The sequence below is a fragment of the Pedobacter chitinilyticus genome (assembly GCF_003313385.1).
GTDB lineage: Bacteria > Bacteroidota > Bacteroidia > Sphingobacteriales > Sphingobacteriaceae > Pedobacter > Pedobacter chitinilyticus.
The window spans coordinates 71,015-93,017 of the sequence record NZ_QMHN01000008.1 but is presented as its reverse complement, the minus strand read 5'-3'; the positions used below and the strand labels follow the sequence as shown (position 1 = coordinate 93,017).

Below are 22,003 nucleotides of genomic sequence, written 5' to 3'. Positions count from 1 at the left end.
GTGGCAAAATTTCGTTCCTGGTTCAGTACTGATTATATCATAGGCAATCCAAAAAAGTTTTCACTCGAAGAAAGAATTTTCAACACCTTTTGCGTTATCGCTGTTATTGCACTCTTTTTAGAGATTTTCTTTAATTATTATATCAATCTTAAGGTGGTTGCTTTGATTTGTCTGTTCGGGACAATATTCTCCGCTTTGCTTTATTACTTGTCTCGTAATCGACGTAAAACCAAATTGGCCATAAGAAGTTTGGGTATTGTAGCCAATTTTACCTTTTTGCTCAATTATTTCTTCAATTCGGGCATTTACGGGCCTAATATGGTGCTCTTTTGCTTGATTTTGCTCATTACCATTGTAGTAGTTCCTAAAAAGGAGCTTTTGGTGTGGGTGGCATTAAATGTGGTGACTGTTTTTGGTTTGCTTATTTTCGAGTATTTTAATCCTGAATTGATTCCCAATGTTTACGTAGACAATTTGGCAAAGACGGTAGATTTTGGGGTGACCTATGCGGTGGCTGCTTTGCTTATTTGTTTGAGCATTGCTTTTATCAGAAACAATTATGATAAGGAAAAGAATATTGTTTTTCAGAAGAATACTGAAATTGAAGAACGAAATGCTAGGATAGTGTCCCAAAATGTGGAGTTGGAAAAGCTAAATTCTGAAAAATCAAAGATGTTTTCCATCGTGGCGCATGATATTCGTTCCCCTTTAAGTTCGATATTGGGCTACTTAGAAGTTTTGGCCGAAACAGATATGACTGAAGAAGAAAATAATCAAATCAAACACCGCTTATTGCAGGTCACTAAGGAAACCTCAGAAATGTTAGCCAATGTGTTGGCCTGGTCAAAGTCGCAATTGGATGGGGCCAGGGTAGATATTATTGCCGTAAATGTATCCCGCGAATTAACTAAAGGCTTAAGCTTGGAAAAAAGCATTGCTTATAATAAGAACATCACGCTCGATTTGGTTTTAAAAGAGGAGGTGCAGGTGGCGGCCGATTTAAACATGTTTTTAATTGTGGTGCGCAACTTGGTAAATAATGCGATTAAGTTTACGCCAGAAGGGGGGAAGGTGGAGGTTTCGATGGAGGTGAACCATGAAAACTGCTTTATAAAAATAAAGGATAATGGTTTGGGTGTGAGTGAAGGCGAGCAGGATAACCTGTTTAAATTAAGAGCACATTCCACTTTTGGAACCAACAATGAGAAGGGTGTAGGGCTGGGGCTTTTGCTTTGTAAGGAATTTACCGAACTTCAGGATGGCAAAATTTGGTACGAAGCCAATACAGACAAGGGAAGTACTTTTGTGGTCTCTTTTAATCTTTACGGGGTAGTTAAAGGCAGGGAGATATAAAAACAATAATTTCCTGTTTGCGGGTTTTGTGCGGTGTTGATTTTCCCTTTGTGCATTTCGATGAGTGTTTTGGCAATGGCAAGTGGGTTGCTTTGTGGTTCGTCTTCTAGCAAATCAAAATGCTCCATAGGATGGTTTGTGATGCTGATTTCGGTATGATTTTCTTTTTCGGTTGTAATGAGGTACATGTTGTTTAAGCCTGACAACGTTGATAGGTGCTTTAAAAGGCAGGTAAGGGCATCTCTCAGTCTGTGCGGATCACCGTAAATAGCGATTTCTTTTTTGCTCTCGGTGTTGAGATCGTATTCAGGAAGATCTTGTTTAATCTGCTCGAACAGTTGCGGTAAGCTAATTTCGGCTACGTTGAGTTTGAAAGAGCTATTGTGGATAGGAAAAGCTGATTTTAATCTTTCCAGGTTGGTGAAAACCCTGTCGTTCGCTTTTTCAATGCGTTCGGCTAAAGTGTTGACTGTTTTGCTGTCGTCAGCTTTTCTTTTTAATAACTCGGCGGTAAGTGCAATGGAGGTAAAAGGATTTTTAAGATCGTGCACTGTCTTTTGTATAAAATCTGTGAAAACTTTTTTTATTTTTTGTGTTTCGAAGTGTTTTTCTAAAACAAGTGCTGCCATTTGAGCAGTATTTTCTAATAAGATGATTTCCGTTGGGTTGAGGCTGTCTTTTTGGTTATCGAAGCCAATGATTGCACCTAAGGTTTCTCCTCTTTTTGAAAGAATAGGCGTGCTACAATAGAGCTTGATAGTTTCAGGGCTTTCTAATGTAATGTTGTTGCGGACAATTGTTTTCGATGAGCTTAGGCTTTCAATGTATATCGCTGGTGCTTGATGGGGGCTTAGTGTTTTAATTCCTTGATGGTCGAAAATGGATAGGTTGTCTTCGCCGTTGAGTAGAACTTTACTCATGCTTATGTTTAGGCCTTTGGCAATCATATTGTTGATGGTGCCAATAATATCCTTCAAATCAAGACTGCTTAAAGTTTCATCGCTATGCTTTTTCATGGTATTTTAATTAACGCCGAAATCCCGCTCGTTTGTGTCTGCTAATATACTGTAAATAAATTTTAATCAATTTTTGGTTTGTTTTGTGTTTTGTTGTGTTTTTTTGTGTTTTTATAATTTTTTTACAGTAATATTTGTGTTTTTGTATGTTTTTTATTGATTTATGTGTTTATTTCTTGTTGTTTTCGTTGTTTTATTGTTGTTTTTATTGTTTTTAATGAGGTTATTTTGGTATATTTTCATGTTTTTAATCTTTTTGTTTAAATAAATTATTAAAAAACTTGAAATTTTGTTTTGAAAATGAAAATTATACTATATATTTGTGGTGTTCATACAAAAAAGTACATTTATATTTGGTTTGATTAAAGCTCTGGTTGGATGGCCAGAGCTTTTTCATAAAACAAATGAAATGACGAAAAGATTTTAAACTAAACCTAAACAACCTATAAAGAGCCAGTCATTTTTGATTGGCTTTTGTTATTTATGTGCTATGTTTTTTGAATATGAGTTAGCTACATGTTAATCGTATCCATCATTGCGAATGGGGAAAGGAGGAGTGAGGGGTAACGCAACCTCATTACATCATAATTGCTCTAGTCGCTCCCACGCTCGTCATTTCGACCTTGTGGAGACCGCAGAGCAGTAACTAAGTTAAATCTTTGAGCTTTTTGATTAACATATTCAAAGATTTCTCCGTTTCGTTGCACTCCAGTCGAAATGACGGAACTATTTACGCTACCTCTGCTTGTACTACTGGATTTTCCTACGTCCGTCATTTCGACCTTGTGGAGAAATCTTTGGACTTTTTTGGGAGATAAATCTAGACAGTATTTGATTTCTTTCTAGCAATCACAATGGTGTGTATATCTGGTTTTTTAAAAGCTACTTTGGAAACGTGGATGTCTCCAAAGCCATGAGCTTTTAATTGTGTTTCTATTTCCGATAATTCGTGGTATTGGAAATAAACCCTATCACCTTCATGATTGGTCTTAAATTCGGAAGCTTTTGGGTCGCCTTCTACAAAGCTCAAATAAATGAGTCCACGGTCATTGAGCAGTTGACTTGATTTGCTAATGAACTCATTGCATTCGGCTACGGATAAGTAAGGGAGGTAAAAGCCCGCGATAACGCCATCAAAATGATCGTTGAGGTTATTGATTGCTCTGGCATCCATCACTTCAAAGTGTGCCGTGGGGTTGTTCTTTTGTGCCAGTTCAATCATTTTTGGGGCTACATCAATCCCTAGAATTTTGAAATCGGGTCTTTTACTGAGCAAGTATTTGGCGATATTGCCAGGCCCGCAACCAATTTCGAGTAGCTTGGCATTTTCAGTATTGATGTTTTGGCAAATGAAATCATAGCTTTCATTGTACAAGTCCATGTCCATGAATTTGTCTTCGTAAATCTTTGCAATTTTATTCCAGGTTTCGAAAGTTTCTTGGTATTTGTCCATGGATGGTTTGGTTGAGTAGAGGTTCTGATATTTAGCTAGGCACTGTAAAATCTATAAGTTTTCGTCTCTTATCACCTTGGTGTTTGATAATCTATCGTGAAATCCATTAGTGCTAAATAAAAATGAGATGGCGTCAAATGGGATAATTCTACAAAGTGTTCTTCTAAGAATGTCTGCAGTTGTAGGTTTGAAGCCATCTTGGTTAACAACGTTGGTTTTGGTGATGAATTTGGCAACAGTTTTTTGATATTTTGTTTCCAACAAGGTATAATAACCTATAAATGTAGCCAACATGATAAGGTATCCCAGTAGCATTTGGGTATTATCTTGCGCATTTATTGGAAGGGTAAGTATTGTAGTTAGCACCAACCATATAATCGTATCTATGACGAAATGAGCAAACCTAGTTGCTGCGTTTACTTTTACAGAAGGTTGCCATGCTTTTGCTGAAGCGTTAATTTTGGAATGTGACTCCTCTATTAAGCTTTGGTCGATGCCTCTGTTTTTTATTTCTGCCTCTGCTGCTTCAATGGCTAAGGGTTGGTAATCTTCTCTGTCTAGCGTGATGATTTTGATAAGTTCTTGGTCTGTACGTTTAGACATGACGTCTTTGAAGTCTGCATTCATTTGTTAGCCTATTAAGTTAGTTTGTAAGGATTAATTGCATAAAACTAAAAAAAATGCAGATATTTTGTTGGTAGCAAGACATTTTTAGTGACTGGAATGCTGGCTTTGGTTAGCTAAACCCGATTGGAGCGGAAATCCTTTTTGCGTTTATTTGTCATCCTGATCCCGAAGGTTCGGGAGAAGGATCTGTTAGATTGAGCTGTTCAGCAGTAGATTCCTCGTTCCTCGGAATGACAGTATGAAATTTAAGCAAAAAGATTGCAGCGTAAAGCGGGACTTTCTGGTCCGAAGAACTTCTGGAGTTACTTTTCGGAAAAGTAAAGAAGGTGTGTAAAATAAAAAAGACCAGTTCGATGAACGACTGGTCTTTTTGTATGTGTTTTTTCGATTGCTTAAGCTAGTACTTCGCTTACTAAATCTGCAGCTTCTTTTAGCAAGATCGCAGAGTAAACTTTCAAGCCCGACTCATCGATTAATTTTTTAGCTTCTTCAGCGTTGGTTCCTTGCAAACGAACAATAATTGGAACTCTGATGTCGCCAATTTCTTTGTAAGCATCAATTACACCTTGAGCAACTCTGTCGCAACGTACAATACCACCAAAAATGTTAATTAGGATTGCTTTTACGTTAGGGTCTTTTAAAATGATGTTGAAACCAGCTTTAACGGTAGTTGCGTTAGCGGTACCGCCAACGTCTAAGAAGTTAGCAGGCTCACCACCAGCAAGTTTAATAATGTCCATAGTAGCCATTGCTAAACCAGCACCGTTGACCATACAACCTACGTTACCGTCAAGTTTTACATAGTTAAGGTTGCTTTCGCTTGCTTCAACGTCGGTTGGGTCTTCTTCCAATTTATCACGCATTGCTGCATAATCAGGGTGACGATATAATGCATTTTCGTCTAAGTCAACCTTCGCATCAACCGCGATGATTTTATCGTCGCTAGTTTTTAATACTGGGTTAATTTCGAACATTGAAGAATCGGTAGAATCGTAAGCTTTATATAAAGCAGCAACAAATTTTACCATTTCTTTATGTGCAGCACCACTTAAACCTAAGTTGAAAGCAATTTTACGAGCTTGGAAACCTTGTAGGCCAACTTTAGGATCAATTTGTTCTTTGAAAATCAAATGTGGAGTGTGCTCAGCAACTTCTTCAATGTCCATACCGCCTTCGGTACTGTACATGATGATGTTACGGCCAGCAGCACGGTCTAAAAGTACGCTCATGTAGAACTCTTTTGTTTCCGATGGACCTGGGTAGTAAACATCTTGAGCAACCAAAATTTTGTTTACTTTTTTACCTTCTGCACCAGTTTGTGGGGTAATCAATTGCATTCCCAAAATATCGGTAGCTCTTTGCTTTACTTCATCCAAATTTTTGGCCAATTTAACGCCGCCGCCTTTTCCTCTACCTCCAGCGTGGATTTGTGCTTTAATCACAACCCAGTCAGAGTTAAAGTCAGTTTTCATTTGTTTAGCGGCTTCAACAGCTTGGTCAACTGTGTCAGCAACAATGCCTTCTTGTATAGCAACGCCAAAACTCTTTAGAATTTGTTTACCTTGATATTCGTGGATATTCATTAGATTAAAAATTTGCCCAAATCTACAATTTCAAATGCTTTATGCCAATAGAAAAATGGATTTAAATGTAAAGAAATCGTAAGGTTAACTTATTGCTGTGGTTAAATAGATGAATTGTTAAATTGTTGATCCCCTTAATCCTATTGTTTTTAGTTTTTTGAAAATTGATGGATGTGGTTCTTGGCAGTTTTAGCCCCGCTTTTGCTTCTCCCGATGAAAAATCGGGATCCGCGCAATCGGGTTTATTTAACAAAAGAAACTACATTATGGCGAGGTTAAAATATAAACTGCTTAGCACTAATTATCTATAATTTGGAAGTAATAAAAGGACTTGTCGTAACTTCCATCCGTATTCTTTTTAAAATATATCCTTTTATTGCCATGATCGATGACTATCTTTTTGGAGATAAAATCATTATTAAATGCTGAATTGCTATGGAAATTGATTGTGTCTCGTTCTATATGATAAGTGCCTTCAAATCTTTTTTCGGCAAATAACCAGTTATAGTAGATGAAATATTTGCCATTTTCATAAAGTTCTAATTTCATTCCACTTCTGTCGTCTATGAAATTTGCATTTAAGATTTGCTTACCCCAAAACAAGCCATTTCTATTTCCGTAGGTAAATACATAGGTGGATAAAATACTTGCAAGCAGAATTATGGAGATGAAAGAAGGAAGTTTTTTAGTTTCAATTACTTTAATGATACAAATACTGAATAAGCCTATTGTGACTATTAAACTGACTACGATAAGTAAATCTAATATTAGCTCATAATCCAAGAGGTAATCATTTATTTCTACAAGATAAAAGCAATATGATAAGGACAGTGATAAAGCTGATAAGCTTAAAGTGTGTTTCGGTTTATCTGTTATTGGCATAGAGCGTTGATTTTTTTGAAGGCTGACAAAGCTTGCTGGCAGTACTTGGATACTTTAATTTTTCGATCGTTTTCTCAAACTTCAAACTTTATCCAATAATTCCCAAAATTTTAGTCTTCTATTCTTTGGTACTTTAATATGTTGCCTTTTCGGTATATTGTCAATATGATTCTAGTGGGATAATGGTCTATGTCTTTATATATTTCTATGGCATAAAAATCTGGATATCTAACATAGGAAATTTCATTCTTAATACTGGAAAGGTCAACATTTAATTCTTTTTTCTTCTTAAAAGGGATGGAATTAAAGCCATTTTTAGCGATTTCTATAATTCGATGTTTATCATTTGTGCTAATTTCTAATTCCGTATCTTGTATTCTTTCTGGCATACCTGTTACCGTGTTTTCTTTGATTTTGAAATCATCTGTCAGATTGATATCCAAATGCTTTAGATCAGAAATAATGTCTTTTTTAGAGATACTGACTTCATCGATATAATTCGTAGAAGAAATTAAAATCATTGGACTCATTAATACTATAGAAATCAGAAAGCTGATTACTGATTTCCTTTTTAGTGAATTTATAAGTAGCGCTATTCCAAGAATAAAAACTACAGATAGAAACAGTATGGCATAGATTAAGGAAATTCCCATTTATTATATTTTAGGCAGCAGCGTAATTAATGATGTAATAAGTTTTGTCAATCTTCTAAATACCATGTAAATCAAGATTGACAAAGTTTGCTGGCAGTACTTGGATGCTTTAATTTTTCGATCGTTTTCTCAAACTTCAAACTCATCTTTTTCCAATACTTACCAAAATTTACCCCGCCAGCTTTAAACAGTTTTAGGTGCACTTGCCAAACCACTAAGGCGGTAGCGAAATAAAATGCATAGTAATATTGATAGGTGAGGTATTTTGTCAATTTGTTCTTTTGATTGAAAATGGTTTGCAAACGCTCAATTTGAAAGGAGATGTGAGGCGCTTCATCTATTAAAATATCGGTACATATTTGTTTTAATAGCTTGCAATTGGTTGCATCTTTTAAGCATTGATAAAATATTTGCGCAGCGCTTTCTACCGTAATTACGGCAATGGTCCAAAACTCCATGTCGGTATAAAGTCCCCTGAATTTCCTGAACAAGCTGTCGCCCCAGTTTTTCTTAATTCTTTTTTCGCCAATTAAATCCAAATACTTCCCTAGGTTTTCCCCATGTTTCTGTTCCTCTTTGATGAACAGTTTAATAGCTTCTACATAATTCTTGTCTTTTACCTTCAAAGCATATTTAGTAGCAGCATTAATTAAATTCGAACCATCAGAAGTTTCGCCAAGTTGCCAAGCCTGCAATGATTTAAGGATATTTTCTTTTTCTGTAATAGTCAAGGTCGGAGCAATTCCCCAATCAATTCGATGTTGCTGTAGGTTTTGCGTAAAATATTGCACCCAATTTTCGGAGGTCTGCATATGTCTGATTTTTAAAAATGGTTAGAAGCCGAGTAGGTTTAAATAAAGAAAAGCCACAGGGATGTTTAATAGCATTAGACCAATGGTCTTAAGATGTTCAAGAAACATATCTCTTTTTAAAAAAGCGGCTACCATCACAATTAATAAAATGATGATGTTGTAAACGATAGCGAGCAGTAGGAAACACAGTCCAATAGGTAAAAAATTGAACTATTCGTGATGCAATAGGCCAAGAATAAGAAGGTGCCGACCGAAAAAGACCAAATTGCACTTTGTTTGCCTATTTGAATTTCTAAATCATTTTTCATGTTGTATTTAGCTTACGATACTGAGTTTCTAGTCCCAAAAAATAGCGAGGGAAATGATGGTGATTAAGAAGTCGATTATTAATATGGCTGCAAGGAGTCCGAAGTATAGCAGCATGTATTTGAATAGGCTTTTCACTACTTTTTATATTTCAAGACTTTTGCCGTTTCCCATTCCAAATAGCTAAAAGATAACCCCGAGCCAATAGGTTGCCTTTTCAAAAACCAGTTTATTCTGCGGTCAAGCTGCTTATTAAATTCATCTTGTGCATTTTTGGTTTCCAGTGTTTTACGTTCAAGTTCGCTCATGGGTTTTGCCTTTGTTAAACTATCTGTAGCAGCAGAAACGGTGTCTGGAACTTCTAAAACTACATCGGTTTCTATAGGTTCGTAGTGGTGATAAGAAGTAATATGTTTGGTTAATTGATCGCGGTTTTTCTCAAGTAGGGGTAGGGTCTTATCTGAAAAACTCATTAAATGTTCTGCATCCACGCCAATTTTGTCTAATTGGTTGATGTTGTAGCTTACAATCAGTACATCCCAGTTCACAAAGCTTAATGAGATTAAAAGCACATACCATATTTTTGAATTGACGCGATATAAGTAAAAAGTAGTTTTGTGTTTGGCCACCTTGATGTACACGGTAATCAATCCAATTAAACTAAGCGTAGCAAAAACCAACACCCCAATGCGTTTGTAGGTAAGGCCATGGTTAAAAATATAATCGTAATCTCTGTGGAATACTGAAGCCACCAAAAATATATTTTGTGCCATCCATATATAAGCCAGCAGTTTAATCCATTTGTTTTTTCGGTAGAAGTTAAGGTTACCGCTGAAGAAGAAAACAATGATGAGCATGGCAATCACGATACTGAAAATTAAGGTATACGTGCCATCATGCAGCTCTGCCGAAAAGTTTTTGCTAGTTTCAATAGCTTTGTTAAGCCATAGTGTCGCTACATCTATACCATTTAGTAATAACAACAGCATATTTAAAGCAGCAAATGAAATTACACCAATGATGTTTTCCGTTTTCAAAGCCATTTTCCGCTTGATCAAGTTTCCCGCCAATAGGGTGCGGAACTCGTAACCAAAGGAAGGTCTCTTTAAATCTCTGCGTCTTCGCTCCAGCTGATCTTCGCTGCCAAGTTCTATGTCGCTCAGGGTTTTACTTTTGATGCCGACGATGATGCCCGCGGTAACGGCGCATCCAAACAAGATAAAAAGGAACTTTTCAATGCTGATGTCTACAAAAAAGAAACTGAAGATATTAACGAAGAAATCTCTGATGCTGTTGGCAATGGTATGGGTATATTTTGCAAAAATGGGATTGGCAATGCTGTATAGGAAACAGAAAATAGAGACCATCACAAAAGGCAATAAAATATACTTTGCAGGCCTTATTACTGGTTTGATATTCACCTTGCCAAGCTTGGTGTCTAGTAACTTTTTAATGATGCCGTAAGGTCCGCTAAGCACTTGGAGTATGCCCATGATAAGTGATGTCCCCGTAGATTTTAGCAGTTCAAAATGGGCGTTTCCCAGATATATCAGCATCGTGATGAACCAAGTAATAATGGCTAATACTGAATTGTTGTAGATCAAATAAAAGGCGACGGCTAAATGTCCTATAGCCGTAATTAATTTGTGGTTGTGGTAGGGAATGTCTCGGTCTGTGAAGGTGGCAATCATCACTAAAACAGAGAATATAGCGAAATTGCAACCGATGGTTTCGTTCCAAAAAAGTAGGTTGAAAACCAATCCGCCAATAGCAATCAGGATCAGCCGATAATCAATTTGTTGTTTCATAATTTTATATGGTTTAATTCAGATATCTGGATAGATAGCCAAGCGAATAATATGGCTAGGGGAATGTTGCTAAGCATGATGAGTGCTGCCAAAAGAATTTTTCTCCAGGCAGCACGATGGTTAATGAGATGAAGTAATAAGATGAATAAGATCAGCCCGTTGACAAAAACAGCTAAAGGAATAAAGAAAGCTCCCAGAATCATGATTTGACCAACGCCGCTTATGGCAAACAGTAAAAAAATGCTGGTGCCAACAAGCAGTGATATTCTGGCGCATTGTTTGGCTGTACTCACAATCAGCAAGTCATCGTTGAAGTCTTTCATTTTATTTAAAGTGCTTTGTATTTCAAAGTTTAAGTTCAAAAAAAATATTTGCTAGGAGTTAGCTCCCAGCAAAAGGTGTCCCGAAAATGCCTACAGCTAATTCAGCCCAAATTAAAAAGAGTACGAGTAGAATAACCAACGTAATGACGATTCGCCCATTGGCTGATTTTACTTTACGAGTAACCAATTCAATAGCAAGCCCAGTAATGCTCAACAGGGTACCCATAATGATGAAATCGAATAATTTCCAGTCTACCTGATTAGTAAATTGCATGGCCACCAATGGGATGGCTAAAATAAATGCGACAATGCCAAATGTGACAATTAACCTTTGTTTCGTGGTAGTGCTTAATGTTGTTGTTGTTTTCATGATCTTTATTGTTTGTTGTAAAGTACTTTGTTTTGCAAAGTTTAAGTTTAAAAAAAATTAAATTCCTTTTATCATTTTCTCTAAAGCATCTAAATGCGCTTTAAAAGTCTGTCTTCCTAGGTCGGTAAGGGTATAAGTAGTATTTGTTTTTCTGCCAATAAAAGCTTTGTGCATCTTAATAAATTCTGCCTGCTCTAAAGTATTTAAATGAGAGGCCAGGTTGCCATCGGTAAGCTCCAACAATTGTTTAAGATCGTTGAAACTCACACTATCGTTTACAATAAGCACCGACATTACGCCTAGCCTTATCCTGCTATCAAAAATCTTATTCAGTGCGCCTATCGGGTTTTTCATTTTGTTTATTTACGATTTTAGAATTACGATTTACGAATGGTAGTGCCCATACGTATGACTTAACACCTAAAACTTTCTACTTTTCACCTTTCTCATATTTGAAATACATGATGCTGCCATACAAAATATGCAGCACGCCAAAACCAGCGACCCAAAAATACAAACCTAATCCGATATTGAACATGGCAATAATGCCTAAAATAATTTCACAAATGCCTAAAAAACGAATGTCTGAATAAGTGAACTTGCTCGCATTGATGAGCGCCAAGCCATAAAAAACCAAAGTACTGGGCGCAATTAAACCAAAAGCGCTACTGTGGTTAAGTAAAAGTCCTATCACAAAAAGACCTCCAGTAGCTAGCGGAATAAATAAATTGATCAGTAGGTTTTTACTGGTATTGTCCCATAGCGGAAGATTTTTCTTTTTGCTTTGTCGGTAGGTAAAAAAGATTCCTCCCAAAACCGCTACAATAAGTACCAAAATACCAATTTTTAACAAGTCAATCTCAATATCCGAATCAGCGTCCATGCCATAACCGTAGTCACCAGCCACATATGCTTTTAAGGCTTGGTGGGCGAAATAAGCGCCAACAAGTGCCGTTAATCCCGCAAAAATGCCAGATAATCCGCTTAATGAGATAAACTTCGAAGAACGGTTCATGATATTCCTAATATCATTCAGCGTATCTAATTGTTCTTTTTGGTTCATTTTAAAGTGCTTTGTGTTTCAAAGTTAAGAATGGATTTTTGATTTGCAAATTTTTGTTGAAAGTTTTAATTGAATATGCATTTAAGTTCGCATGTGAGTGCTTCATGCTTTTGTGGTAAATCAGTACATTTGCGACATGCTACAAGCCAAAGGGATAAAAAAAGCTTACGGAAGCCTCCAAATACTTAAAGGGGTAGATTTTGAAGTAGAACAAGGTGAAATTGTGAGTATCATTGGCGCTTCTGGTGCTGGTAAAAGTACACTCTTGCATATTTTGGGAACACTTGATCAACCTGATGAAGGGGAAGTGCGTTTAAAAGGAACTGCCATTAGCAAATTATCTGGTGAAATGTTGAGCGTTTTTAGAAATCTTAATATTGGTTTTGTCTTTCAATTTCATCATTTGTTACCCGAGTTTAATGCTTTGGAGAATATTTGTATCCCCGCATTTATTGCCAAAAAGAGCAAAAAGGAAGCAGAGAAACGAGCGTTGGAGCTATTGGATTTATTTGATCTTAAACAAAGAGCCTGCCATAAACCCAATGAGCTTTCTGGCGGTGAGCAGCAAAGGATTTCGGTAGCAAGGGCTTTGATTAACCAACCTTCTATTGTATTGGCCGATGAACCTTCTGGGAATTTAGATTCGGCTAATGCTGATGCGTTGCACAAACTTTTTATCAGCCTACGCGATAATTTTAAGCAAACTTTTGTCATTGTTACCCATAATACTGAATTGGCTCAAATTAGCGATAGGGTAGTGACTATGAAAGATGGAACTATTGTTTAACCGTATAAACCGATGAATTGTTTAACTGTAAAATATAAGGCAATTCGCAACTTCAGTTAACCAGTTAAACAAATCATCAATTAACCAATTATATAAATTTTGAAAATACTTATTACTGGAGGCAAAACGGCCACTGCATTAAAATTGATTAAGGCCTTCGATCAAGCATCGATCATTCTAGGCGATTATGGCGATGCTCCTTCAATAAAAGTTAATACTTACGAATTTGCCAGCCTGGGACCATGGAATGCCGAAGTTTTAGCGCATAATTTGCTCACTAAATGTTTGGATTATGGCGTTGAGGTATTGCTGCCTTTATACGAGGCGGAGATCAAAGCCGTTTCAAAATCTTTGCTATTGTTCGAAGAATTTGGTTTGAAGGTTTTGGTGCCCGAGAATCCTCTTTTAAGTTCAACTAAATTTACAAATTGGTGTGTTTTTGATTTGGGAGAAATGATTTACACTTCTGCCGCCATTCCAGTAGAAAATAGTAGTGACTTAAATGGTGTATATTCTTTTGATGTTGAAACAGGTAGCTTTGCGTTAATTTCAATTGCCGATCCTAAGTAGGCTTTTTGACTTTTAATTTTTCACTTTTCACTTTTTAGCATGTCTTTAGAAAAATATCTATCCAATAAAAAAGCATTGATCATTACGTTGGATGATGCTTTGTACCCTAAAAAGGATTACTTACTGCAAGTTTACTATCTCTTCTCGGAGTTTATGGCGTATTCTGAGCAAATTGACGCGAAGGCTATTGTTGATTTCATGAGTAAGGAATATCTACAAAGTGGAGAAAAAGAGGTTTTTGCTAAAACTGCTGCCAAGTTTAATATTCCTGATAAATACGATCATAACTTTAACCTGCTTTTCGAAACCGCTCGACTGCCTCTAAAACTGTTGCTTTTTCAAGGAGTATTGGATCTCCTGCAAGAGGCCGTGGTGGAAAGACTGCGCATTTTTATACTAGTGGATGGAAATCCTGCAGAAGCGATCAATAAAATCAAGCAAATAGAGTGGAACGGATTACAAGATTACCTGAAGGTTTATTTCACGGCAGAGTATGATCATTCAGTCACGAATACCATCTCAGGGTTGTTGGAGGAGCAAAGTCTTGTTAAAGATGAGGTTACCATCTTTGTTTCCAAAAACCAATCTGAAAGTAACTTCGTAGATTCTAGTTTACAAAGTTTCTCTGTAACAGAAATATTGTAAAAAATATTTCGTTAATTAGAGTGCTTATTAATTATTAAACATGAACAAAAAATATTTTTTGATGCTATTTATGGTATCAATGTTGGCTGTAACTGCTTGTAAAAAAAATAAAGTCGATCCTAAGCCTACAACACAGGAAGAAACTAAGCCTGAAGACGAAATACCTCCTGTAACTACAAATAGATTTGAATTGTCGCAAGATTCAATTTTTTTATATGCTAAGCAATTATATTTTTGGAATGATCAGTTACCAACATATAAGGTTTTTAATCCAAGAAAATATACTTCTGGAAGTAGTGACTTAGCCAAATTTAATAGCCTTATATTTGGTATCGCAGGATATTCTACGTCGAAGTATGATGTATACAAGATTGGTAATGTTTATCAAAACTCTCCTAAGTATTCTTATGTATCTGATAAGACCACTAAAAATCCAACGGCTGTAGTAATGGATAAGTCTATGGCAGTTGATTTGGAAGGCAATGGAAATGATATAGGATTAAGATTAATAGCCTATATCACCAATGAAACTACTCGAGCTTACTACTTATTTGTAACTGCGGTGTATAACGGTTCACCTGCTGACGAAGCTGGATTTAGAAGAGGGATGATCATTACTAAATTGAATGGCAATACAGTGGGTGCAAACTATGAAAATGACTTGTCGACCTTAAATTCTGCATTAGCTGGTTCTGTTGTAAACATAGAAGCTCGTACATTTATTGGCGCCACAACACTTACAAAATCATTAACAAAAAGATCTTATAAAAGTAGCCCTATTTACAAACAGAAAGTAATTACAGCAGGATCTAAAAAAATTGGATACTTTGCTTTTGCAAGATTTTCAAAATTAACAGTATCTGGAAGAACACCTTCTGATGTTAATTTGGACGCCGTATTTAATGATTTTCAAAATCAGGGTATTACGGATTTAGTTGTTGACCTTAGGTATAATGGAGGAGGATACATCGAAACGGCAGAATATCTTATAAATTTAATAGCCTCTACTTCCAATAATGGTAAGGTTATGTTTACGGAACATTATAACGCTACGATGCAAAACAATAAGGCAACGATCCTTAAGAATCAACCTCTTTTAAATGCTAGTGGAAATGTTCAGTATCAAAATGGAAATATAGTTACCTATTTTGATTATATAGCCAATCCATATTCAGTAGCTAATAACACCACTACGTTTTCGAAAAAGGGAGGCTTAAATTCCGTGCAAAATGTGGTTTTTTTGGTGACTAAAAATACAGCGTCGGCTAGCGAGCTGGTTATAAACTCGTTAAAACCTTACATAGGAGTGAAAGTTATTGGTGCTACTACTTATGGTAAACCTATTGGTTTTTTCCCTATTACCATTGAAAATAGGTATGAAGTTTATTTTTCTTTGTTTGAAACAAAGAATTCATTAGGGCAAGGAGGCTATTATGATGGAATTAAACCAGAAACAGGTTATGATGAAGATGCAGATCCGTCGGGAGCATTTTGGGATGATGTGAGATATGATTTTGGAGATGTAAATGAAGCCTATTTAGCAGGAGCACTTAAAATATTAGCTCCTGGTACTACAGTTACGAATTCTGCTAAAGTAGCTAGTACTATGAGTGTTAATGGAAATGTTTTTAACTTGAAAGATGTAGAAAAGATGAAGCCTGTTAAGAATGATAGTTTTGTTGGTATGGTAGAAAACCGACTTAAGCTTAAAAATTAGTAAAAAACTGTTAAAATATGCTAAAGGCCGCTGTTGCGGCCTTTTTTTTGTATTCAAAATTTTTACAAAATATTGCTTAAAAATTAAGAAGCAAAATTGTCTTTCTTGTAAAAAATCGTTAAGCTTGTTTACACATAAAATTGAAATACTTATGATAGGGGAACTAATTGAAAAAGAAGAGATCGACGTAACCGAATTTTTGCCTGCAGATATACAGTTGTCTGAAGAGTTGTTGTCTAAACTTTCCTCCGTGCAGAGGTTAGGCAATGAGTTCAAGTCTAAAGCGGACATTGCTTTTAACACTAAGCATGGTGTCAAAAAAGTGAGTACAACCGTATGGTCAGTTACCGAGAAATATCTACAATTGAAAAACAACGTCCATGTGCCAATTAAATCAATAGTCGATATAGATTTCTAACAAAAAATCCCAACGCTCAAGGTTGGGATTTTTTGTTTTTATTGCTTTTTCATTTGGAGGTTCTCCTTGAAAATGGCTTGGATATCTCTCTGCTTATCGATGTTCAAAATCACTTCCTGGATAACGCTCACCGCATTCACATAAAATTCCTTATTGATGTTTTTAAATTCATCAGTTGCTTTGTGGTAGTCAGGATGGTCTTCCACGCCAAAGTAGATAAAAGGAATGTTCTTGGCATTAAATGCTCCTTGATCACTTTGATTGGTCCAGTCATCATGGCCAAGTTTAGGGTCGTCATGGCCCAACATCAGTTTGACATTAGGATTAGTGGTAATCAAATACTTCTTTAATTGAGGATATTTGAACGTTCCAACAGCATACAACTCACCTTTATGGTTATGGCTAATCATATCCATGTTGATGTTCAATTTTATTTTATCTAACGCCACTGGAGGGGTGGCCACAAATGCTTTTGCGCCTTGAAGTCCCATTTCTTCTGCATCAAATAATGCAAAAATCAAAGTGTTATTAGGTTGGTGCTCTTTAAAGTATTTGGCAAAGCTTAATAAAGCTCCAACACCTGAAGCATTGTCATCAGCGCCATTGTAAACTTCATTTTTGATCACGCCAATATGATCGTAGTGCGCAGAAATTACAATCACGTCATCGGTTTTACCTTTTATATAGGAAACTAGATTAACTCCTTTGGTTATGCTGTTTCTTCCTTTAATCTCAAAGTTTTGTTCATACGCTCCTAACGAGGATAGGGGAGCCACACCAATTTCTTTTAAACGTTTAGTCAAATAAGCTCTTGACATTTCACTGCCTTTAGTACCTGATTTACGTCCCTCATATTCATCAGAGGATAAAATTTCCACATCCTTTAATAGCTGACTGTTTACCGTTTTTGTTTCCTTCACCGAACCACACCCTAATTGAAGCGCCAGCGGTATCATCAATAATAATCTTTTCATAAATTTTCTTTGAAGCTTAAAGTTATGAATATCTAACAAAAAAGTTTTGTTTTTGTAAAATCATTAGGAGGTGAGTTGCGCTGTGCTGATAACTTTCTAAATTGCCACATCAAATTTTCATATCATGGAATATAGAAGACTAGGAAAATCAGGGTTACAGGTAAGTGCCCTTTCATTTGGTAGCTGGTTAACTTTTGGCAACCAAATTAGTGATAAAGTAGCTGATGAACTGATGGGCGTTGCTTATGATGCAGGTGTTAATTTCTTTGACAATGCAGAAGGTTATGCGGAAGGTAAATCAGAAATTGTAATGGGAAATATCCTTAAAAGCAAAGGCTGGGACCGCGAATCGTTCGTGGTTTCAAGCAAGGTTTTTTTCGGTACAGAAAACAAAGGCCCTAATAGAATAGGCTTGTCCCGTAAACATGTCATCGAAGCTTGTAATGCTGCATTAAAGCGTTTACAGATAGATTACTTGGATTTGTATTTCTGCCATCGCCCTGATAAAAATACGCCTATTGAAGAAACTGTTTTGGCAATGAATACGCTTTTGCAGCAAGGTAAAATTTTATATTGGGGAACCTCAGAATGGAGTGCTGCTGAAATCATGGAGGCTATTGCCGTTGCAAAACAATACAATTTGATTGGTCCTACTATGGAGCAGCCGCAGTATAATTTGTTTGAGCGTAATAAGCTCGAGAATGAATACTTGCACTTATTTAACAACCATGGCTTAGGCACTACCATTTGGTCGCCTTTAGCTTCTGGTATTTTGTCTGGAAAATACACCAATAGTGGGGTAGAAGGTACTAGGTTAGGAATGGCAGGTTTAGAATGGCTTAAGGATAGAACTTTGGCTGCCGATAGAATGGAAAAAGCGGAGAAGTTACAACGACTAGCTAATCAATTGGAAGTTTCTTTAGCAAAACTGTCCATTGCTTGGTGTTTGAAAAATCCAAACGTAAGTACGGTAATTTTGGGTGCTTCTAAAGTGCCGCAATTGCAGGAAAATCTTCAGGTGTTGGAAGTGTTACCTTTGTTAACGGAAGATGTGCTTAAAGAGATTGAGGGAATTGTAGCGAATAAGCCTAAGTTGGCAGATTTTTAATTTCGAAGGTCGCAAAAAAAAATCGAGGCAATTGAGAAAGCTCTTCCCGATTGCCTCGATTTTTTTAGATGTATATTTCACCTTTAAGGTAGGTCACTGCATTACCACTCATCAATACGCGATCGCCTTTTAACTCACACCATAACTCGCCTTTCCTTTCTGAAATTTGAAACGCATGTAATTGGTTCTTACCTAGTTTTTCAGCCCAGTAGGGGATGAGATTGCAATGTGTAGAACCTGTTACTGGATCTTCATTAATGCCTGCTGCAGGAATGAAGAAGCGCGAAACGAAATCACAATTATTACCTTTTGCAGTTACTAAAACGCCGTCTTTATCAATTTTTGCCAAAGCAGAAAAGTCAGGCTTTAAATGTTTGATGTCTTCTTCATTTTCATACACCAACATGATATCTCTTGCTCTAAGGACTTCTGTGGGCTTTTTACCGCCAATGGCGTCAATCAGCGCATCTGGAACTTCAAATGCTGCAACAGGTCTAGCAGGGAAATCTAAGGTATACAAGTCATCCTTTCGAGTAACGGTTAAAGTTCCAGCTTTTAAGGTATGAAAATGGATTTCATCTTTTGCATAATTAAGTTCTGTAAACAAGATATGAGCCGTGGCCAAAGTAGCATGACCGCATAAATCTATTTCAAAAGTTGGCGTAAACCAGCGTAGCTCGTAATGATCACCCTGTGGAATAAAGAAAGCTGTTTCAGAGATATTGTTTTCTGCAGCGATTTTTTGCATTTCACTGGCAGGTATCCATTGATCTAAAGGAACTACTGCAGCTGGATTACCTCCAAATAGCTGATTAGTGAAGGCATCTACTTGATAAATGGGAAGTTTAATCATGATACTCATTTAGCTTTAATATGTACAAAAATAAAAAGGGCACATCCATTAAGGAATGTGCCACAATATAGTAGTTTGTTTGGTTAAATGACTAATAATAGGTAAGCCTTACTACGCCAGCAATTTTCTTAGCTAAACGGATCACCTGACGGGTATAGCCGTACTCATTATCGTACCAAGCGTACAGCACTAAAGATTTGCCGTCTTTAGAAATAATAGTAGCAGGTCCGTCTACAATAGAAGCGTGGCTGTTACCAATTAAATCGGTGCTTACCAATTCATTGGAAACAGAGTATTCCAATTGTTCAGAAAGATCTCCGAAAAGAGAAGCTTGTTTCAATACGCTTTCCACTACATCTTTAGTAACTTCCTGATTTAATGATAGATTTAAAATGGCCAATGAAACGTTAGGAGTAGGTACACGAACCGCATTTCCTGTTAATTTGCCCGCTAGTTGAGGTAATACTTTAGCAACGGCTTTGTCAGCGCCAGTTTCGGTAATCACCAAGTTTAAAGCTGCTGAACGGCCCCTACGATATTTTTTGTGGTAATTGTCTAATAAGTTTTGGTCATTGGTATAGGAGTGTACCGTTTCAATATGACCTTTTTCTATTCCAAAGTTATCTTCCACTATTTTTAGTACAGGAATAATAGCATTCGTCGTACAAGAAGCATTCGAGAAAATGGTTTCTTCGCTGAAGTTAAAATCAGCATCATTAATACCAGTCACAATATTTGGAATATCACCTTTGGCAGGAGCGGTTAATAATACTTTACTTACACCTTTGGCTTTTAAATGTCTGCCTAATCCATCTCTATCACGAAATACACCCGTATTATCAATCACTAACGCATCGTTAATGCCATATTGAGTATAATCGGCATCTTCAGGGTTTTTCACTTCAATTAAATAGATGGTTTGCCCGTTTACGATTAATGCTTTGTTCTCGTGGTCTTCCACAATAGTTCCGCTAAATGGACCATGTATCGAGTCGGTACGAAGTAATTCTGCACGTTTGGTCAATTCCTCATCACTATAGCTACGCGTAACGATTGCTCTTAAGCGCAATTGCTCGCCTTTACCAGCTTGTACAATCAATTCTCTGGCTGCAATACGTCCAATACGCCCAAAACCATACAAAACAACGTCCTTCGGCTTTAAATTGATTTTGTCTTTGCCGATATGGCTTCCCAATTTGCTGATAATAAAATCATGCATAGACGATTGGTTGTTGCTCTCATCAAGCCATTCAGATGCTAATCTGCCAATATCGATACGAGAAGGGGCGATGCTAGATTTTGCGATGGTGTTGGCAAGTTCCAGGGTTTCATAGATAGAAATATCTTTCCCACTAATTTCTTTGGCGTACTGATGGTATGCAAGGATTTCACTACTGCCAACATCAAACAAGGGCTTGCGGAAAAGTACAAGTTCGATAGACCTATCGAACCATAAAAGGCCTACACACTTAATTAGCTCAAGTGCTTTTTTTTCTTTTTCAATCCAGTTTTGAAACTCCGATTGATATTTATTAGACATACAAGAAATTATTTTGGTTAGAAATGCCGCAAAAGTAAAAAAGATTGGGTGCTTTCCCAATCTTTTCTGTTTTTATTTTCTTGTAAAATATTGTTTTATAGTGTGTTGAAAGTACACTATGTAGCTTGCTAACCTAAGTACGATTTTAAAATTTTGCTTCTCGAAGTGTGACGTAAACGTTGTAACGCTTTGTCTTTAATTTGACGTACACGCTCACGTGTTAAATTGAATTTCTCACCAATTTCTTCTAATGAAAGAGGGTGGTTGGTGCTTAAGCCGAAGAACAATACGATAATCTCACGTTCTCTTTCTGTAAGTGTAGATAATGAACGCTTAATTTCTTCTGAAAGTGATTCGTTGATCAAATTGCTATCAGTATTAGGTTCGTGGTTTTCTAATACATCAAGAAGTGTGTTTTCCTCGCCTTGAACAAATGGCGCATCCATTGAAACGTGGCGGCCAGAGTTACTTAAAGTATCTGAAATTTTATCAACTGTAGTCTCTAAAATATCTGCCAATTCTTCTGGAGAAGGTTCACGCTCGTATTCCTGCTCTAATTTAGAGAAAGCTTTACTGATTTTACTTAACGAACCTACCTGGTTTAAAGGTAAACGTACAATACGGCTTTGCTCGGCAATTGCCTGCAAAATTGATTGGCGAATCCACCATACAGCGTATGAAATGAATTTAAAACCTTTGGTTTCATCGAAACGTTTTGCCGCTTTAATTAAGCCTAGGTTACCTTCGTTGATTAAATCGCCAAGGGTTAAACCTTGATTTTGATATTGTTTAGCTACCGAAACCACAAAACGGAGGTTGGTTTTTGTTAGTCTTTCAAGAGCAGCTTGATCTCCCTCACGAATCTTACGGGCTAAAATTACTTCTTCTTCTGCGGTAATTAAATCTACTTTTCCAATCTCATGCAAGTATTTGTCTAACGATTGACTTTCGCGGTTGGTAATGGATTGGGTTATTTTGAGTTGTCTCATTTATGTGTTTTGATCCTCGTTTTGTTTTTCAGTGCTGCAAAAATAGTGTTTTTTTATGCATATCTGAAAGTTAAATTACTGAAAATGTTACGTTTTGTCACGTATTTTTGAACGATTTCTTTACTACAAAAATCATTCCAAGTTATGTTGCTG

The 22,003-nt window shown here is 36.6% G+C and carries 23 protein-coding genes; 7 read left to right on the top strand and 16 right to left on the bottom strand.

Going from position 1 to position 22,003, the window contains the following annotated elements:
- The gene (locus tag DUT70_RS20050) at positions 1-1,353 is read left to right on the top strand and encodes a sensor histidine kinase (RefSeq protein ID WP_113649162.1); all 1,353 of its coding nucleotides are present in this window, start codon (positions 1-3) and stop codon (positions 1,351-1,353) included.
- On the opposite strand, the gene DUT70_RS20045 is transcribed toward DUT70_RS20050, so the two are convergent.
- The 12 genes from DUT70_RS20045 to DUT70_RS19990 all read right to left on the bottom strand — a co-directional run bounded on the left by DUT70_RS20045 (position 1,323) and on the right by DUT70_RS19990 (position 12,249).
- Positions 1,323-2,369 carry a GAF domain-containing sensor histidine kinase gene (locus DUT70_RS20045; protein ID WP_113649161.1) on the bottom strand — a complete coding sequence of 349 codons (1,047 nt, stop codon included), beginning with the start codon at positions 2,367-2,369 and terminating at the stop codon, positions 1,323-1,325. The genes DUT70_RS20050 and DUT70_RS20045 overlap by 31 nt on opposite strands.
- An 820-nt stretch (positions 2,370-3,189) precedes the next feature.
- Positions 3,190-3,822: a class I SAM-dependent DNA methyltransferase gene (locus DUT70_RS20040; protein WP_113649160.1), complete on the bottom strand. Its 633-nt coding sequence runs from the start codon at positions 3,820-3,822 to the stop codon at positions 3,190-3,192.
- A 51-nt stretch (positions 3,823-3,873) separates the two neighbouring features.
- Positions 3,874-4,449 carry an RDD family protein gene (locus tag DUT70_RS20035; RefSeq protein WP_113649159.1) on the bottom strand — a complete coding sequence of 192 codons (576 nt, stop codon included), beginning with the start codon at positions 4,447-4,449 and terminating at the stop codon, positions 3,874-3,876.
- A gap of 392 nt (positions 4,450-4,841) precedes the next feature.
- On the bottom strand, positions 4,842-6,032 hold the full coding sequence (gene sucC, locus DUT70_RS20030) for an ADP-forming succinate--CoA ligase subunit beta (protein ID WP_113649158.1): 1,191 nt from the start codon (positions 6,030-6,032) through the stop codon (positions 4,842-4,844).
- Between the two features lie 297 nt (positions 6,033-6,329).
- Positions 6,330-6,815, bottom strand: a complete 486-nt coding sequence (locus DUT70_RS20025) for a hypothetical protein (protein ID WP_128353408.1) — start codon at positions 6,813-6,815, stop codon at positions 6,330-6,332.
- Positions 6,816-7,024: 209 nt separating this feature from the next.
- A complete protein-coding gene (locus DUT70_RS20020; RefSeq protein WP_113649156.1) occupies positions 7,025-7,567 on the bottom strand; it encodes a hypothetical protein in 543 nt (180 codons plus the stop codon).
- Positions 7,568-7,638: 71 nt separating this feature from the next.
- Positions 7,639-8,379, bottom strand: coding sequence for a ferritin-like domain-containing protein (locus DUT70_RS20015; RefSeq protein ID WP_113649155.1), 741 nt, complete (start codon positions 8,377-8,379; stop codon positions 7,639-7,641).
- A gap of 443 nt (positions 8,380-8,822) precedes the next feature.
- Positions 8,823-10,493, bottom strand: coding sequence for a DUF4153 domain-containing protein (locus tag DUT70_RS20010; RefSeq protein ID WP_113649154.1), 1,671 nt, complete (start codon positions 10,491-10,493; stop codon positions 8,823-8,825).
- Complete coding sequence (locus DUT70_RS20005; protein ID WP_128353407.1) at positions 10,490-10,816, bottom strand: hypothetical protein; 327 nt, start codon at positions 10,814-10,816, stop codon at positions 10,490-10,492. Before DUT70_RS20005 ends, DUT70_RS20010 begins: the two co-directional genes overlap by 4 nt.
- Before the next feature lie 58 nt (positions 10,817-10,874).
- Complete coding sequence (locus DUT70_RS20000; protein WP_113649152.1) at positions 10,875-11,186, bottom strand: hypothetical protein; 312 nt, start codon at positions 11,184-11,186, stop codon at positions 10,875-10,877.
- Between the two features lie 57 nt (positions 11,187-11,243).
- Positions 11,244-11,540 carry a winged helix-turn-helix domain-containing protein gene (locus DUT70_RS19995; protein WP_113649151.1) on the bottom strand — a complete coding sequence of 99 codons (297 nt, stop codon included), beginning with the start codon at positions 11,538-11,540 and terminating at the stop codon, positions 11,244-11,246.
- A 76-nt stretch (positions 11,541-11,616) separates the two neighbouring features.
- The gene (locus tag DUT70_RS19990; RefSeq protein ID WP_113649150.1) at positions 11,617-12,249 is read right to left on the bottom strand and encodes a hypothetical protein; all 633 of its coding nucleotides are present in this window, start codon (positions 12,247-12,249) and stop codon (positions 11,617-11,619) included.
- A 136-nt stretch (positions 12,250-12,385) separates the two neighbouring features.
- On the opposite strand from DUT70_RS19990, the gene DUT70_RS19985 reads away from it, so the two are divergent.
- The 5 genes from DUT70_RS19985 (at position 12,386) to DUT70_RS19965 (ending at position 16,386) form a co-directional block, all read left to right on the top strand.
- Positions 12,386-13,036 (top strand): ABC transporter ATP-binding protein, encoded by a 651-nt coding sequence (locus tag DUT70_RS19985; protein ID WP_113649149.1) that lies wholly within the window; start codon positions 12,386-12,388, stop codon positions 13,034-13,036.
- Positions 13,037-13,135: 99 nt separating this feature from the next.
- The gene (locus tag DUT70_RS19980) at positions 13,136-13,606 is read left to right on the top strand and encodes an ATP-grasp domain-containing protein (RefSeq protein WP_113649148.1); all 471 of its coding nucleotides are present in this window, start codon (positions 13,136-13,138) and stop codon (positions 13,604-13,606) included.
- A gap of 39 nt (positions 13,607-13,645) precedes the next feature.
- Entirely contained in the window at positions 13,646-14,251 is a 606-nt protein-coding gene (locus DUT70_RS19975; RefSeq protein ID WP_113649147.1) for a haloacid dehalogenase, read from the top strand.
- Positions 14,252-14,291: 40 nt separating this feature from the next.
- Positions 14,292-15,968: a S41 family peptidase gene (locus tag DUT70_RS19970; RefSeq protein WP_113649146.1), complete on the top strand. Its 1,677-nt coding sequence runs from the start codon at positions 14,292-14,294 to the stop codon at positions 15,966-15,968.
- A gap of 151 nt (positions 15,969-16,119) precedes the next feature.
- Positions 16,120-16,386: a hypothetical protein gene (locus tag DUT70_RS19965; RefSeq protein WP_113649145.1), complete on the top strand. Its 267-nt coding sequence runs from the start codon at positions 16,120-16,122 to the stop codon at positions 16,384-16,386.
- 38 nt (positions 16,387-16,424) lie between these two features.
- Here DUT70_RS19965 and DUT70_RS19960 read toward each other — a convergent pair whose 3' ends face one another.
- Positions 16,425-17,360 (bottom strand): M28 family peptidase, encoded by a 936-nt coding sequence (locus DUT70_RS19960; RefSeq protein ID WP_113649144.1) that lies wholly within the window; start codon positions 17,358-17,360, stop codon positions 16,425-16,427.
- Positions 17,361-17,484: 124 nt separating this feature from the next.
- Here DUT70_RS19960 and DUT70_RS19955 point away from each other — a divergent pair, with 124 nt between their 5' ends.
- Positions 17,485-18,468, top strand: a complete 984-nt coding sequence (locus tag DUT70_RS19955; protein WP_113649143.1) for a potassium channel beta subunit family protein — start codon at positions 17,485-17,487, stop codon at positions 18,466-18,468.
- Positions 18,469-18,532: 64 nt separating this feature from the next.
- Here DUT70_RS19955 and DUT70_RS19950 read toward each other — a convergent pair whose 3' ends face one another.
- From DUT70_RS19950 to DUT70_RS19940, 3 genes are all read right to left on the bottom strand, one after another.
- A complete protein-coding gene (locus tag DUT70_RS19950) occupies positions 18,533-19,321 on the bottom strand; it encodes a PhzF family phenazine biosynthesis protein (protein ID WP_240432208.1) in 789 nt (262 codons plus the stop codon).
- A gap of 91 nt (positions 19,322-19,412) precedes the next feature.
- The gene (locus DUT70_RS19945) at positions 19,413-20,861 is read right to left on the bottom strand and encodes a glyceraldehyde-3-phosphate dehydrogenase (RefSeq protein ID WP_113649142.1); all 1,449 of its coding nucleotides are present in this window, start codon (positions 20,859-20,861) and stop codon (positions 19,413-19,415) included.
- 128 nt (positions 20,862-20,989) lie between these two features.
- The gene (locus DUT70_RS19940) at positions 20,990-21,850 is read right to left on the bottom strand and encodes a sigma-70 family RNA polymerase sigma factor (protein WP_055130013.1); all 861 of its coding nucleotides are present in this window, start codon (positions 21,848-21,850) and stop codon (positions 20,990-20,992) included.
- Positions 21,851-22,003 lie beyond the last annotated feature (153 nt).

What these genes read in the sequence shown, in the direction of transcription:
- DUT70_RS20045 (WP_113649161.1), bottom strand. Translation starts at nt 2,369, where the DNA reads ATGAAAAAGCATAGCGATGAAACTTTAAGCAGTCTTGATTTGAAGGAT.
- DUT70_RS20040 (WP_113649160.1), bottom strand. Translation starts at nt 3,822, where the DNA reads ATGGACAAATACCAAGAAACTTTCGAAACCTGGAATAAAATTGCAAAG.
- DUT70_RS20035 (WP_113649159.1), bottom strand. Translation starts at nt 4,449, where the DNA reads ATGAATGCAGACTTCAAAGACGTCATGTCTAAACGTACAGACCAAGAA.
- sucC (WP_113649158.1), bottom strand. Translation starts at nt 6,032, where the DNA reads ATGAATATCCACGAATATCAAGGTAAACAAATTCTAAAGAGTTTTGGC.
- DUT70_RS20020 (WP_113649156.1), bottom strand. Translation starts at nt 7,567, where the DNA reads ATGGGAATTTCCTTAATCTATGCCATACTGTTTCTATCTGTAGTTTTT.
- DUT70_RS20015 (WP_113649155.1), bottom strand. Translation starts at nt 8,379, where the DNA reads ATGCAGACCTCCGAAAATTGGGTGCAATATTTTACGCAAAACCTACAG.
- DUT70_RS20010 (WP_113649154.1), bottom strand. Translation starts at nt 10,493, where the DNA reads ATGAAACAACAAATTGATTATCGGCTGATCCTGATTGCTATTGGCGGA.
- DUT70_RS20005 (WP_128353407.1), bottom strand. Translation starts at nt 10,816, where the DNA reads ATGAAAGACTTCAACGATGACTTGCTGATTGTGAGTACAGCCAAACAA.
- DUT70_RS20000 (WP_113649152.1), bottom strand. Translation starts at nt 11,186, where the DNA reads ATGAAAACAACAACAACATTAAGCACTACCACGAAACAAAGGTTAATT.
- DUT70_RS19995 (WP_113649151.1), bottom strand. Translation starts at nt 11,540, where the DNA reads ATGAAAAACCCGATAGGCGCACTGAATAAGATTTTTGATAGCAGGATA.
- DUT70_RS19990 (WP_113649150.1), bottom strand. Translation starts at nt 12,249, where the DNA reads ATGAACCAAAAAGAACAATTAGATACGCTGAATGATATTAGGAATATC.
- DUT70_RS19985 (WP_113649149.1), top strand. Translation starts at nt 12,386, where the DNA reads ATGCTACAAGCCAAAGGGATAAAAAAAGCTTACGGAAGCCTCCAAATA.
- DUT70_RS19975 (WP_113649147.1), top strand. Translation starts at nt 13,646, where the DNA reads ATGTCTTTAGAAAAATATCTATCCAATAAAAAAGCATTGATCATTACG.
- DUT70_RS19970 (WP_113649146.1), top strand. Translation starts at nt 14,292, where the DNA reads ATGAACAAAAAATATTTTTTGATGCTATTTATGGTATCAATGTTGGCT.
- DUT70_RS19965 (WP_113649145.1), top strand. Translation starts at nt 16,120, where the DNA reads ATGATAGGGGAACTAATTGAAAAAGAAGAGATCGACGTAACCGAATTT.
- DUT70_RS19960 (WP_113649144.1), bottom strand. Translation starts at nt 17,360, where the DNA reads ATGAAAAGATTATTATTGATGATACCGCTGGCGCTTCAATTAGGGTGT.
- DUT70_RS19955 (WP_113649143.1), top strand. Translation starts at nt 17,485, where the DNA reads ATGGAATATAGAAGACTAGGAAAATCAGGGTTACAGGTAAGTGCCCTT.
- DUT70_RS19950 (WP_240432208.1), bottom strand. Translation starts at nt 19,321, where the DNA reads ATGATTAAACTTCCCATTTATCAAGTAGATGCCTTCACTAATCAGCTA.
- DUT70_RS19945 (WP_113649142.1), bottom strand. Translation starts at nt 20,861, where the DNA reads ATGTCTAATAAATATCAATCGGAGTTTCAAAACTGGATTGAAAAAGAA.
- DUT70_RS19940 (WP_055130013.1), bottom strand. Translation starts at nt 21,850, where the DNA reads ATGAGACAACTCAAAATAACCCAATCCATTACCAACCGCGAAAGTCAA.